13 protein-coding genes, 1 rRNA gene and 1 riboswitch are annotated in these 13,728 nt (G+C 57.2%); of the genes, 7 read left to right on the top strand and 7 right to left on the bottom strand.

What is annotated here, in order from left to right; all coding sequences use genetic code 11:
• The 5 genes from thiS to SK54_RS00580 form a co-directional block, all read right to left on the bottom strand.
• On the bottom strand, positions 1-201 hold the full coding sequence (thiS, locus tag SK54_RS00600) for a sulfur carrier protein ThiS (RefSeq protein WP_015569971.1): 201 nt from the start codon (positions 199-201) through the stop codon (positions 1-3).
• Entirely contained in the window at positions 185-940 is a 756-nt protein-coding gene (thiF, locus tag SK54_RS00595) for a thiazole biosynthesis adenylyltransferase ThiF (protein ID WP_023302918.1), read from the bottom strand. The genes thiS and thiF overlap by 17 nt, the downstream gene beginning before the upstream one ends.
• Entirely contained in the window at positions 927-1,568 is a 642-nt protein-coding gene (gene thiE, locus SK54_RS00590; RefSeq protein WP_032646852.1) for a thiamine phosphate synthase, read from the bottom strand. Before thiE ends, thiF begins: the two co-directional genes overlap by 14 nt.
• Positions 1,568-3,463: a phosphomethylpyrimidine synthase ThiC gene (gene thiC, locus SK54_RS00585; protein WP_015569968.1), complete on the bottom strand. Its 1,896-nt coding sequence runs from the start codon at positions 3,461-3,463 to the stop codon at positions 1,568-1,570. Before thiC ends, thiE begins: the two co-directional genes overlap by 1 nt.
• 79 nt (positions 3,464-3,542) lie before the next feature.
• Positions 3,543-3,652, bottom strand: a riboswitch (TPP riboswitch).
• A 54-nt stretch (positions 3,653-3,706) separates the two neighbouring features.
• The gene (locus SK54_RS00580; RefSeq protein WP_017384077.1) at positions 3,707-4,204 is read right to left on the bottom strand and encodes an Rsd/AlgQ family anti-sigma factor; all 498 of its coding nucleotides are present in this window, start codon (positions 4,202-4,204) and stop codon (positions 3,707-3,709) included.
• A 95-nt stretch (positions 4,205-4,299) separates the two neighbouring features.
• Between SK54_RS00580 and nudC the strand changes: the two genes are divergently transcribed.
• The 6 genes from nudC to SK54_RS00550 all read left to right on the top strand — a co-directional run bounded on the left by nudC (position 4,300) and on the right by SK54_RS00550 (position 8,652).
• Complete coding sequence (gene nudC, locus SK54_RS00575; protein WP_015569966.1) at positions 4,300-5,073, top strand: NAD(+) diphosphatase; 774 nt, start codon at positions 4,300-4,302, stop codon at positions 5,071-5,073.
• A gap of 38 nt (positions 5,074-5,111) precedes the next feature.
• Positions 5,112-6,176 carry a uroporphyrinogen decarboxylase gene (gene hemE / locus SK54_RS00570; RefSeq protein ID WP_022650209.1) on the top strand — a complete coding sequence of 355 codons (1,065 nt, stop codon included), beginning with the start codon at positions 5,112-5,114 and terminating at the stop codon, positions 6,174-6,176.
• A gap of 9 nt (positions 6,177-6,185) precedes the next feature.
• Positions 6,186-6,857 (top strand): deoxyribonuclease V, encoded by a 672-nt coding sequence (gene nfi, locus SK54_RS00565; protein ID WP_048246566.1) that lies wholly within the window; start codon positions 6,186-6,188, stop codon positions 6,855-6,857.
• Between the two features lie 41 nt (positions 6,858-6,898).
• On the top strand, positions 6,899-7,489 hold the full coding sequence (locus SK54_RS00560) for a YjaG family protein (protein ID WP_003862310.1): 591 nt from the start codon (positions 6,899-6,901) through the stop codon (positions 7,487-7,489).
• 186 nt (positions 7,490-7,675) lie between these two features.
• On the top strand, positions 7,676-7,948 hold the full coding sequence (gene hupA, locus SK54_RS00555) for a nucleoid-associated protein HU-alpha (RefSeq protein ID WP_002445246.1): 273 nt from the start codon (positions 7,676-7,678) through the stop codon (positions 7,946-7,948).
• Between the two features lie 11 nt (positions 7,949-7,959).
• Positions 7,960-8,652 (top strand): DUF1481 domain-containing protein, encoded by a 693-nt coding sequence (locus SK54_RS00550; RefSeq protein ID WP_017384076.1) that lies wholly within the window; start codon positions 7,960-7,962, stop codon positions 8,650-8,652.
• A gap of 48 nt (positions 8,653-8,700) precedes the next feature.
• Here SK54_RS00550 and purD read toward each other — a convergent pair whose 3' ends face one another.
• Positions 8,701-9,993, bottom strand: coding sequence for a phosphoribosylamine--glycine ligase (purD, locus tag SK54_RS00545; RefSeq protein WP_015569963.1), 1,293 nt, complete (start codon positions 9,991-9,993; stop codon positions 8,701-8,703).
• Positions 9,994-10,008: 15 nt separating this feature from the next.
• Positions 10,009-11,598: a bifunctional phosphoribosylaminoimidazolecarboxamide formyltransferase/IMP cyclohydrolase gene (gene purH, locus SK54_RS00540; protein WP_023295751.1), complete on the bottom strand. Its 1,590-nt coding sequence runs from the start codon at positions 11,596-11,598 to the stop codon at positions 10,009-10,011.
• A gap of 563 nt (positions 11,599-12,161) precedes the next feature.
• On the opposite strand from purH, the gene SK54_RS00535 reads away from it, so the two are divergent.
• Positions 12,162-13,703: ribosomal RNA gene (locus tag SK54_RS00535) — 16S ribosomal RNA — on the top strand.
• Positions 13,704-13,728: the final 25 nt, after the last annotated feature.

Genomic DNA, 13,728 nt, shown 5'->3' with positions numbered 1-13,728 from the left:
TCAGCCCCCTGCGATAACCTGAAACAGCAGGATCTGGTCGCCCTCATTGACCTGCTGATGTTCCCACCGCTCGCGCGGCAGGATCTGTTGATTGAGCGCCAGCGCCGTTCCCGGCTTCAGCTGGCGCAGCATGTCGAGCAGGGCGGCAACGGTGAGATCGTCGTCGCACGTCATCGGCTCATCGTTAAACAGAATGCGCATTGCGGCCTCCGCATACCGGGCAGTGGCTGGCACGGTTTAACGCCAGATGACGCCAGCCGCTGGAGCGGGCGTCGAACAGCCGCAGCGTGTTGCGTTCTGTCTCCATGCCGCTGAGCAACTTGATGGCCTCCAGCGCCTGAAGAGTACCCATCACGCCCACCACCGGGCCCAGAATGCCTGCCGTGCGGCAGTTACGCTCCGGTTCAGCCTCGTCCGGCCACAGGCAGCGGTAGCAGCCCTGTGCCCACGGCGGCGTAAGCACCATTATTTGCCCACCGAAACCGACCGCGCTGGCGGTGATCAGCGGCGTGTTCTGCGCAACACAGGCCGCGTTGATGGCCTGACGTGTCGCCATATTGTCCGTACAGTCCAGCACCACGTCGGCAAGGGCCACTTCGCGTTGCAGATCTTCCCCGCTCAGCCGCGTCTGGAGTGCGACCAGTTCGATATCGGGGTTAAGCTGGTTCAGCCGCTGGCGCGTAACGTGCGCTTTAGGCTGGTTGATATCTTCTGTCGTAAAGAGAATTTGCCGTTGCAGATTGCTGAGATGTACCTCGTCGTCATCGGCCAGCACCAGCGTGCCCACGCCCGCGCCGGCCAGATACAGCGCGGCGGGGGTGCCTAATCCGCCCAGACCGACAATCAGTACCCGGCTGGCGAGCAGCTTTTGCTGCCCCTCGATGGCGATATCCTCCAGCAGGATCTGGCGGCTGTAACGCATAAAATCACGATCTTTCATCACCTGCTCCTGCCAGTTGTAAAAGCTGTGCGGTGGCGGCCTGCCAGTCTGCCGCCTGGGTGATAGCGCTGACGACGGCGATACTGCCGACGCCGGTCTCCAGCACCGCGGGCGCACGTTCAAGGCTGATCCCGCCGATGGCAACGGTGGGGTAATCGGCAAGGCGCTTAACGTGGGCCGCCAGCTGCGTCAAACCCTGTGGAGCGGACGGCATCTGTTTGGTTTTCGTCGGGAAGACGTGCCCGAGCGCGATGTAAGAGGGGCGGGCCGCCAGCGCCACGTCGATCTCCATATCATCGTGGGTAGAAACGCCCAGCCGCAGACCGGCGTCACGGATCGCGTTGAGATCGGTCGTTTCCAGATCTTCCTGTCCCAGATGCACGCCGTACGCCTGGTGTTTAACCGCCAGCCGCCAGTAGTCGTTGATAAACAGGCGGGCGTGGTAGCGACGTCCCAGCGCGATAGCGGCGATCACGTCGGCCTCCACCTCTTCATCGCGTTTATCCTTAATGCGTAGCTGGAGGGTGCGAACGCCAGCTTCCAGCAGGCGGGCGATCCACTCCACGCTGTCCACCACCGGGTAAAGCCCTAAGCGGAAGGGCACGGAGGGGAAATCGGGCTGGTACATTACGCCTCCTCCTTTTTGAGGTAGATTTCGCCGCCTTTCGCGCGGAAGGTTTCCGACATGTCCGCCATGCCGACTTCAATGGTCTGCGCGGCGGCGTAATCGCGTACTTCCTGGCTGATTTTCATCGAGCAGAATTTAGGTCCGCACATGGAGCAGAAGTGCGCAACTTTGCCCGATTCCTGCGGCAGGGTTTCGTCGTGATAGGCGCGGGCGGTGAACGGATCGAGGGCCAGGTTAAACTGGTCTTCCCAGCGGAATTCAAAGCGCGCTTTGGACATGGCGTTGTCGCGGATTTGCGCGCCCGGATGGCCTTTCGCCAGATCCGCCGCGTGGGCGGCAATCTTGTAGGTGATCAGCCCCTGCTTCACGTCCTCTTTGTTTGGCAGCCCGAGGTGCTCTTTCGGCGTCACATAGCAGAGCATGGCGCAACCGAACCAGCCGATCATCGCCGCGCCAATGCCTGACGTGAAGTGGTCGTATCCCGGCGCAATATCGGTGGTCAGCGGCCCCAGGGTGTAGAACGGTGCTTCGTGGCAGTGCTCCAGCTCTTCGGTCATGTTGCGACGGATCATCTGCATCGGCACATGGCCCGGGCCTTCAATCATCACCTGCACGTCGTACTCCCAGGCGATTTTGGTCAGCTCGCCCAGCGTGTGCAGCTCGGCAAACTGCGCCTCGTCGTTAGCATCGCGGATGGAGCCCGGGCGCAGGCCGTCGCCCAGCGACAGGGAGACGTCGTAAGCGGCGCAAATTTCGCAGATTTCGCGGAAGTGCTCGTAGAGGAAGTTTTCCTGATGATGGGAAAGGCACCATTTCGCCATAATCGAACCGCCGCGTGAGACGATACCGGTCAGACGTTTCGCCGTCATCGGCACGTAGCGCAGCAGCACGCCCGCGTGGATGGTGAAGTAGTCCACGCCCTGCTCGGCCTGCTCCAGCAGCGTGTCGCGGAACGCTTCCCAGGTGAGGTTTTCGGCGATGCCGTTTACCTTCTCCAGCGCCTGATAAATCGGGACGGTACCGATCGGCACCGGGCTGTTACGCAGGATCCACTCGCGGGTTTCGTGAATATAGCGGCCCGTGGAAAGGTCCATCACCGTGTCCGCGCCCCAGCGCGTCGACCAGACCAGCTTTTCCACCTCTTCTTCGATGGATGACGTCACCGCTGAGTTGCCGATGTTGGCGTTGACCTTCACCAGGAAGTTGCGGCCGATAATCATCGGCTCGGATTCCGGGTGGTTGATGTTGGCGGGGATAATGGCGCGCCCGGCGGCCACTTCGTCACGCACAAATTCCGGCGTGATGTTTTCCGGCAGGCGAGCGCCAAACCCTTCACCCGGATGCTGGTGGCGCAGCACTTCGCTGCGGATGCGCTCGCGGCCCATGTTTTCGCGGATGGCGATGAACTCCATCTCCGGCGTGACGATACCCTGGCGCGCGTAGTGCAGCTGGGTGACGCATTTGCCCGCTTTAGCGCGTTTCGGCGTCAGCAGGCCGGTAAAGCGCAGCTCGTCCAGACCGTCGTCGGCCAGGCGCGCGTTGGTATACGCCGAGCTGCGCACGCTCAGTTCTTCGCAGTCGTTACGGGCGTCAATCCACGGCTGGCGCAGTTTTGCCAGACCCTGCTGTACGTTGATAGCAACAGAAGGGTCGCCGTACGGGCCGGAGGTGTCATACACCGGCACGGCTTCGTTGTCTTCAAACTGCGGGTTTTCTTTGCTGCCGCCGATAAGCGTCGGGCTGAGCTGGATTTCGCGCATCGGCACGCGGATATCAGCCTGTGAACCGGTGATGTAGATGCGCGTTGAGTTCGGGAAAGCGGTGCCTTCCAGGGTGTCGATGAAGCGTTGTGCGTGTTCGCGCTGTTCGCGGCGGGTCAGTTTTGTTGTAGACATAGCTCATTCCAGATGTGAAGGACATGGCTTGTCAGACGACGGATGAAGCAAGAGAAGATCACCTCAGGGGCGATACAACAGCAGTGTGACTCTTGTTCCCTTCGCAGGTATTAACCTGATCAGGTTCCGCGGATCCCGAATTAACGGTCTCAGCCCGTGCTTTCACACTGGGCACTCCGACAAGAAAAATCCCCCTCGTGAGAGGGGCGAATGGTTGTAAATTACTCGTTAACGATTAAGAACTCAAGCAGGGCGCGCAACGTTATCGCTGGTGCTGATATTCAGGTTGTTGTCCAGCACGAGGGCGATGAGCTTGTCTTCCAGCGTGAATCGCTCTTCCAGCGCTTCGCCAAGGTCGGAAAGCGCCTGCTGAAACTCAAGATAGTTATCGTGATCGATAGCGTTCTCTAGCGTGGAATCGTAATAGTCCATGATCTGCTGGGTGTTGGCTTCCAGCAGCGGACAGAGTTTGCTGGCCGCTAAATACGGCGTTGTCCCTTCCATTTCGCGGATAATGCGTTCATAAAGGTTGAAATGGCCGTCGGAAAGGTAGTCGACCAGGCTCTGACAGAAGTCGTCCAGCGCTTTTTCATTCAGCCGCATAAAGGATTCTTTGCCAGGCTTAAGACCAACCAGATTGTAATACGCCACGAGTAGATGCTTGCGCACATGTAGCCAGCGATCCACCAGGGTGTTACTTCCTCCAACGCGCTCAGTCAGGCTTTCCAGCTGGTTTAACATGGTCGACTCCATAAGGTTTAGAATGGGATCTGCTTATCCAAAATGTAACCATAATGCTAACAACATGTCAGTGAAGCGAAGGTAGTGCAATAGATATGGATCGTATTATTGAAAAATCAGATCTGGGTTGGTGGATCGTCAGTCACGAACAAAAATTATGGCTGCCCGGTGGGGAGATACCCTACGGTGCGGCAGACATCTTCGATCTCGTCGGCCAACCGGCGCTGCGGATCGGCGAGTGGCAGGGCGATCCGGTATGGTTGATCCAACAGGCTCGTCGTCAGGATATGGGATCCGTTCGTCAGGTGTTGGATCGGGATGTCGGCCTGTTCCAGCTGGCGGGGCGCGGCGTGCAGCTGGCGGAGTTTTACCGCTCGCACAAATACTGCGGCTACTGCGGCCACACCATGCACCCGAGCAAAACCGAGTGGGCAATGCTCTGCGGCCACTGCCGTGAACGCTATTACCCGCAAATCGCACCGTGCATCATTGTCGCCATCCGCCGTGATGATTCCATCCTGCTGGCGCAGCATACCCGCCATCGCAACGGCATTCACACCGTCCTCGCCGGGTTCGTGGAAGTCGGCGAAACGCTGGAACAGGCGGTGGCGCGCGAGGTGATGGAGGAGAGCGGCATTAAGGTGAAAAACCTGCGCTATGTGACATCGCAGCCGTGGCCGTTCCCGATGTCCCTGATGACCGCGTTTATGGCGGAATACGACAGCGGCGAGATTGTTATCGATCAGAAAGAGCTGCTGGAGGCGAACTGGTATCGCTACGACGATTTACCGCTGCTGCCCCCACCGGGAACGGTGGCGCGTCGCCTGATAGAAGATACCGTGGCAATGTGTCGGGCCGAGTATGAGTAGTGTTACACTGACGGACTGACGCAATAAGGAACTGCAAAATGACCGAACTGAAGAACGATCGTTATCTGCGTGCGCTGCTGCGCCAGCCCGTTGATGTCACCCCGGTGTGGATGATGCGCCAGGCGGGACGCTATCTGCCAGAGTACAAAGCCACGCGCGCGCAGGCAGGCGATTTTATGTCGCTGTGCAAAAACGCCGAGCTGGCCTGTGAAGTGACGCTCCAGCCGCTGCGCCGCTTCCCGCTCGATGCCGCCATTCTTTTTTCGGACATTCTCACCATTCCGGATGCGATGGGCCTTGGGCTCTATTTCGAAACCGGAGAAGGCCCGCGTTTTACCTCTCCGATCAAAAGCAAAGCTGACGTTGATAAGCTGCCGATCCCCGATCCTGAAGGCGAGCTGGGCTATGTGATGAACGCCGTGCGCACCATTCGCCGCGAACTGAAAGGCGACGTGCCGCTGATAGGCTTCTCCGGTAGTCCGTGGACGCTGGCCACCTACATGGTGGAAGGCGGCAGCAGCAAAGCCTTTACCGTCATCAAAAAGATGATGTACGCCGAGCCGCTGGCCCTGCATGCCCTGCTCGACAAGCTGGCGAAGAGCGTCACGCTCTATCTCAACGCGCAGATTAAAGCGGGCGCGCAGTCGGTGATGATTTTCGACACCTGGGGCGGCGTGCTGACCGGACGTGATTATCAGCAGTTCTCCCTGTACTACATGCACAAAATTGTCGATGGCCTGCTGCGTGAAAACGAAGGCCGTCGCGTGCCGGTGACGCTGTTTACCAAAGGCGGCGGTCAGTGGCTGGAAGCGATGGCGGCCACCGGCTGCGACGCGCTGGGCCTCGACTGGACCACCGATATAGCCGATGCGCGCCGTCGCGTGGGGGACAAAGTAGCGCTCCAGGGCAACATGGATCCGTCCATGCTCTATGCGCAGCCTGCCCGTATCGAAGAAGAAGTGTCGACTATACTGTCTGGTTTCGGCCAGGGCGAAGGCCACGTCTTCAACCTCGGTCACGGTATTCATCAGGATGTACCGCCAGAACACGCTGGCGTATTTGTGGAGGCGGTGCATCGGCTTTCTGCCCAGTATCATAAGTAAGGAGTGGTTATGGATCTCGCGTCGCTACGCGCTCAGCAAATCGAACTGGCTTCATCAGTGATCCGCGAGGATCGTCTGGATACGGACCCTCCGCGGTACATTGGCGGGGCGGACGTCGGATTTGAGCAGGGCGGTGAAGTGACGCGAGCGGCGATGGTGGTGCTGAAATACCCTTCGCTGGAGCTGGTGGAGTACAAGGTGGCGCGTATCGCCACTACCATGCCCTATATCCCCGGCTTTCTCTCCTTCCGCGAATATCCCGCGCTGCTGGCCGCGTGGGAGCACCTCTCGCGAAAACCCGATCTGCTGTTTGTTGATGGGCATGGTATCTCCCATCCGCGTCGCTTAGGCGTCGCCAGCCACTTTGGTCTGCTGGTGGACGTGCCGACCATCGGCGTGGCGAAAAAACGCCTGTGCGGCGCGTTTGAGCCGCTCTCTGCCGAACCGGGCGCGCTGGCGCCGCTTATCCATAAAGGCGAGCAGCTGGCGTGGGTCTGGCGCAGTAAAGCGCGCTGCAACCCGTTGTTTATCGCCACCGGGCATCGGGTCAGCATGGATAGCGCACTGGCGTGGGTGCAACGCTGTATGAAGGGCTACCGTTTACCGGAGCCAACCCGCTGGGCTGACGCCGTGGCCTCTTCACGTCCGGCATTCATTCGTTGGCAGGAAATTCAGCCGTGATTCAGGTAAACTGCGGCTAATTTTCGATTCGAGACATCATCATGTTACAAAACCCGATTCATCTGCGCCTTGAGAAGCTGGAAAGCTGGCAGCACGTGACGTTTATGGCTTGCCTGTGCGAGCGCATGTATCCCAACTATGCCGCGTTCTGCAAGCAGACGGCGTTTGGCGAAGGCCAGATTTATCGTCGTATCCTGGATTTAATCTGGGAGACGCTGACGGTCAAAGATGCGAAGGTAAATTTTGACTCTCAGCTCGAAAAGCTGGAAGAGGCTATTCCGGCTGCGGATGATTTCGACCTGTATGGCGTCTACCCGGCCATTGATGCCTGTGTGGCGTTGAGCGAGCTGATCCACTCCCGTCTGAGCGGTGAAACCCTGGAACACGCCATTGAAGTCAGTAAGGCATCCATTACCACTGTTGCGATGCTGGAAATGACCCAGGAAGGCCGTGAAATGACCGACGAGGAGCTGCGTGCTAACCCGGCGGTTGAACAGGAATGGGATATTCAGTGGGAAATTTTCCGTCTGCTGGCGGAGTGTGAAGAACGTGATATTGAGCTGATCAAAGGGCTTCGCGCGGACCTTCGCGAGGCCGGTGAGAGCAATATTGGTATAATTTTTAACCAATGAGACAACAAAACGTGATTTAACGCCTGTTTTGTCACTCCTCGACTCTTCCCTTTCGCCCCCCGTCTGGTCTACATTTGGGGGGCGAAAAAAAGTGGCTATCGGTGCGTGTATGCAGGAGAGTGCTTTTTTGGCATTTTCGTCGCACTCGATGCTTAGCAAGCGATAAACACATTGAAAGGATAACTTATGAACAAGACTCAACTGATTGATGTAATTGCGGACAAGGCTGATCTGTCTAAAGTGCAGGCTAAAGCTGCTCTGGAATCTACCCTGGCTGCTATTACTGAGTCTCTGAAAGAAGGCGATGCTGTACAACTGGTTGGTTTCGGTACCTTCAAAGTGAACCACCGCGCTGAGCGTACTGGCCGCAACCCGCAGACCGGTAAAGAAATCAAAATCGCCGCAGCTAACGTGCCGGCATTTGTTTCTGGTAAAGCACTGAAAGACGCAGTTAAGTAAGACGCGTGGCAGTGAACAGTTTTAACGAAGGGGCGGCAACGCCCCTTTTGTCATTCTGGCGTGGAACGCTCGCGCTGGCAGGCGTACTGTTGCTGTCTGCCTGTAGCCATGATTCCTCACTCCCCCCGTTTACCGCCAGCGGCTATGCTGACAACCAGGGTGCGGTCAGGATCTGGCGCAAAGATTCCAGCGATGAAGTCCATATGCTCACCGCATTCAGCCCGTGGCATAACGGCAACACCTCGACCGCAGAATACCGCTGGCAGGGCGATGCGCTGTCGCTCATTGAACTGAATATCTACAGTAAGACTCCCGAACACGTGAAGGTGCGTTTCGACGACCACGGCGAGCTGAGCTTTATGCAGCATGAGGTCAGTGGACTGAAACAGCAGCTTTCCAGCGATCAGGTCGCTCTCTACCGCTACCGTGCTGAACAACTCCGCCAGACCAGCGATGCGCTGCGTCAGGGCCGCGTGGTGCTGCGCCAGGGGCGCTGGCATGCCGACGGCACGGTGACCACCTGCGAAGGGCAGACAGTGAAGCCTGAGCTTGAATCCTGGGCAACCGAACACATTCAGCGTCGTCAGCGGCATTCATCTGTGGAGGTGAGTGTGGCATGGCTGGAAGCGCCGGAAGGCTCTCAGCTGTTGCTGGTGGCGAATGAAGATTTCTGCACCTGGCAGCCGACAGAGAAGAGTTTCTGACGTAAATCCCCTCTCCCTGTGGGAGAGGGTTAGGGTGAGGGTGTGAAATTACTCTCCCTGCTCCCGCGCAATGGCACGATAGCCGATATCCTGGCGGCTGAAGCTGCCATTCCAGTGAATATCCGCCATCAGCGCATAGGCGCGCTTCTGCGCCTCTGCCACGGTCTGGCCCAGCGCGGTCGCACACAGCACGCGACCGCCGTTGGTGAGCACGCGGTCGTCGTCAGAGAGCTTTGTACCGGCGTGGAACACCTTCGCACCGTCAATCTCTTCCAGCGGCAGGCCGTGGATCTCATCTCCGGTGTTGTAGCTACCCGGATAGCCACCCGCAGCAATCACCACACCTAAAGAGGCACGCTCGTCCCACTCGGAAGTTTTCTCGTCCAGCTTGCCTTCGCACGCCGCCAGACACAGATCAACCAGATCGGACTTCATGCGCAGCATGATCGGCTGGGTTTCCGGATCGCCGAAGCGGCAGTTGAATTCAATCACCTTCGGGTTACCCTGCTTGTCGATCATCAGGCCTGCGTAAAGGAAACCGGTGTAGGTATTGCCTTCCGCAGCCATCCCCTTCACTGTTGGCCAGATGATACGGTCCATGGTGCGCTGGTGTACTTCGTCAGTGACCACCGGAGCAGGGGAGTAAGCCCCCATCCCGCCGGTGTTTGGCCCCGTGTCGGCATTGCCTACGCGCTTGTGATCCTGGCTGGTCGCCATCGGCAGAACGTGCTCGCCGTCAACCATCACGATAAAGCTCGCTTCTTCGCCGTCGAGGAACTCTTCAATCACGATGCGGTGGCCCGCGTCGCCAAAGGCGTTACCCGCCAGCATATCCTGCACGGCGGCTTCCGCTTCTTCGAGGGTCATCGCCACGATAACGCCTTTCCCGGCAGCCAGGCCGTCGGCTTTGATCACGATGGGCGCGCCTTTTTCACGCAGGTAAGCCAGAGCAGGCTCTACCTCGGTGAAGTTCTGATATTCCGCCGTCGGGATGTTATGACGCGCGAGAAAATCTTTGGTGAAGGCTTTTGAGCCTTCCAGCTGCGCAGCCCCTTCCGTTGGGCCGAAAATTTTCAGGCCCGCGGCGCGGAAGGCATCTACAACGCCGATCACCAGCGGTGCTTCCGGGCCAACAATCGTCAGATCGATATTCTCGTTTTGGGCAAAGCTCAGCAGCGCCGGGATGTCGGTTACGCCGATGGCGACGTTCTGTAGCGCGGGCTCCAGCGCGGTCCCGGCGTTACCCGGTGCCACAAAGACGGTTTCAACCTGCGGAGACTGCGCTGCTTTCCACGCCAGGGCGTGCTCGCGCCCGCCGTTACCAATCACTAATACTTTCATTTTCTGCTCCGGGAATTAATGGCGGAAGTGGCGCATGTCGGTGAAGATCATTGCGATGCCATGCTCGTCGGCAGCGGCAATCACTTCGTCATCACGGATTGAACCGCCAGGCTGGATCACACAGGTGATGCCCACAGCAGCGGCCGCATCGATACCGTCGCGGAACGGGAAGAAGGCGTCAGAGGCCATGGCGGAACCTTTGACTTCCAGACCTTCGTCACCTGCTTTAATACCCGCGATTTTCGCAGAGTAAACGCGGCTCATCTGGCCTGCGCCTATTCCGATGGTCATGTTCTCTTTGGCGTAGACGATGGCGTTGGATTTCACGAACTTCGCCACTTTCCAGCAGAACAGCGCGTCACGCAGTTCCTGCTCGGTTGGCTGACGTTTGGTGACGACACGCAGATCGGCTTCGCCCACCATACCCAGATCGCGGTCCTGAACCAGCAGCCCGCCGTTCACGCGCTTGAAGTCCAGGCCTGGAACGCGCTCTGCCCACTGGCCGCAAACCAGTACGCGCACGTTCTGTTTCGCCGCGGTGATTTTCAGCGCCTCTTCGGATGCTGATGGCGCGATGATCACTTCGACAAACTGACGGGAGATGATGGCCTGCGCGGTTTCCGCATCCAGCTCGCGGTTGAAGGCGATAATGCCGCCGAACGCGGAGGTCGGGTCGGTTTTGTAGGCGCGATCGTAAGCTTCCAGAATAGACGCACTTACCGCAACGCCGCATGGGTTGGCGTGCTTGACGATAACGCAGGCTGGCTCGCTGAACTCTTTCACGCATTCCAGCGCGGCGTCGGTATCGGCAATGTTGTTATAGGAGAGCGCTTTGCCCTGAACCTGCTGGGCAGTCGCTACAGAGGCTTCTTTTACCTCTTCTTCTATATAGAAGGCAGCCTGCTGGTGGCTGTTCTCACCGTAACGCATATCCTGCTTCTTAATGAAGTTCAGGTTCAGCGTGCGCGGGAAGCGGCCAGATGGATCTTTGCTTTCACCGTGGTAGGCAGGTACCAGGCTACCGAAATAGTTGGCGATCATGCTGTCGTAGGCGGCGGTATGCTCGAAGGCTTTGATGGCGAGATCGAAACGCGTTTCAAGCGTCAGGGACCCTTCGTTGGCATCCATCTCATTAATAATGGCGTTGTAGTCACTGCTCTTTACCACGATGGCCACATCTTTATGGTTCTTGGCTGCGGAGCGCACCATGGTCGGGCCGCCGATGTCGATATTCTCAACAGCGTCTTCCAGAGAACAGCCTTCGCGGGCAACGGTCTGGGCGAACGGGTAGAGGTTAACAACCACCATGTCGATGGGGGCAATATTGTGCTGCTCCATAATGCCGTCGTCCTGACCGCGACGGCCCAGAATACCGCCGTGCACTTTCGGGTGCAGGGTTTTGACGCGTCCATCCATCATTTCCGGGAAACCGGTGTAATCGGACACTTCGGTTACCGGCAGACCTTTATCTGCTAACAGGCGAGCGGTACCGCCTGTAGAAAGCAGCTCTACGCCACGTGCAGAAAGTGCCTGAGCGAATTCGACGATACCGGCTTTATCAGAAACACTGAGCAGAGCGCGGCGGACTGGACGACGTTGTTGCATGGTAAATCCCCTGGATTTCACGATTACAGAGAGCGTTAGATGAATTTTCCTGTGAAAAACTCATCTAACACACCTGACGAGGCATCCTTGTGAAGCGCGAGCATTTTAACGAAAACGTTTGCGCAACGCTCGCACATTTTTACTTTTTCGTATCATTGTGGATAAGTCTGTGCGTAAAAAGGTATAAGGCGGGGTTTTGCTGTGGAATGCAGCAGTCAGTCATTCTTCTGTCATTTAGCGGTTGCGGCCTGCGGAGAACTCCCTATAATGCGCCTCCATCGACACGGAACATGTGAATCACTTCACAAACAACCGAGTCGGCTGAAGAGAAAAAATCCTGAAATAACGGGTTGACTCTGAAAGAGGAAAGCGTAATATACGCCACCTCGCAACGGTGAGCGAAAGCCGCGTTGCACTGCTCTTTAACAATTTATCAGACAATCTGTGTGGGCACTCAAAGTGACATGGATTCTTAATGTCTTCGGACACTAAATGAATACCAAGTCTCAACGAGTGAACACGTAATTCATTACGAAGTTTAATTCATTGAGCATCAAACTTTTAAATTGAAGAGTTTGATCATGGCTCAGATTGAACGCTGGCGGCAGGCCTAACACATGCAAGTCGAACGGTAACAGGAAGCAGCTTGCTGCTTCGCTGACGAGTGGCGGACGGGTGAGTAATGTCTGGGAAACTGCCTGATGGAGGGGGATAACTACTGGAAACGGTAGCTAATACCGCATAACGTCGCAAGACCAAAGAGGGGGACCTTCGGGCCTCTTGCCATCGGATGTGCCCAGATGGGATTAGCTAGTAGGTGGGGTAACGGCTCACCTAGGCGACGATCCCTAGCTGGTCTGAGAGGATGACCAGCCACACTGGAACTGAGACACGGTCCAGACTCCTACGGGAGGCAGCAGTGGGGAATATTGCACAATGGGCGCAAGCCTGATGCAGCCATGCCGCGTGTATGAAGAAGGCCTTCGGGTTGTAAAGTACTTTCAGCGGGGAGGAAGGTGTTGAGGTTAATAACCTCAGCAATTGACGTTACCCGCAGAAGAAGCACCGGCTAACTCCGTGCCAGCAGCCGCGGTAATACGGAGGGTGCAAGCGTTAATCGGAATTACTGGGCGTAAAGCGCACGCAGGCGGTCTGTCAAGTCGGATGTGAAATCCCCGGGCTCAACCTGGGAACTGCATTCGAAACTGGCAGGCTAGAGTCTTGTAGAGGGGGGTAGAATTCCAGGTGTAGCGGTGAAATGCGTAGAGATCTGGAGGAATACCGGTGGCGAAGGCGGCCCCCTGGACAAAGACTGACGCTCAGGTGCGAAAGCGTGGGGAGCAAACAGGATTAGATACCCTGGTAGTCCACGCCGTAAACGATGTCGACTTGGAGGTTGTGCCCTTGAGGCGTGGCTTCCGGAGCTAACGCGTTAAGTCGACCGCCTGGGGAGTACGGCCGCAAGGTTAAAACTCAAATGAATTGACGGGGGCCCGCACAAGCGGTGGAGCATGTGGTTTAATTCGATGCAACGCGAAGAACCTTACCTACTCTTGACATCCAGAGAACTTTCCAGAGATGGATTGGTGCCTTCGGGAACTCTGAGACAGGTGCTGCATGGCTGTCGTCAGCTCGTGTTGTGAAATGTTGGGTTAAGTCCCGCAACGAGCGCAACCCTTATCCTTTGTTGCCAGCGGTCCGGCCGGGAACTCAAAGGAGACTGCCAGTGATAAACTGGAGGAAGGTGGGGATGACGTCAAGTCATCATGGCCCTTACGAGTAGGGCTACACACGTGCTACAATGGCGCATACAAAGAGAAGCGACCTCGCGAGAGCAAGCGGACCTCATAAAGTGCGTCGTAGTCCGGATTGGAGTCTGCAACTCGACTCCATGAAGTCGGAATCGCTAGTAATCGTGGATCAGAATGCCACGGTGAATACGTTCCCGGGCCTTGTACACACCGCCCGTCACACCATGGGAGTGGGTTGCAAAAGAAGTAGGTAGCTTAACCTTCGGGAGGGCGCTTACCACTTTGTGATTCATGACTGGGGTGAAGTCGTAACAAGGTAACCGTAGGGGAACCTGCGGTTGGATCACCTCCTTACCTTAAAGAACCTGCCTTTGTAGTG

Source organism: Enterobacter sp. MGH120 (assembly GCF_001037725.1).
Classification (GTDB): Bacteria; Pseudomonadota; Gammaproteobacteria; order Enterobacterales; family Enterobacteriaceae; genus Enterobacter; species Enterobacter hormaechei_C.
This window is presented reverse-complemented; position numbering and strand designations above follow the sequence as displayed.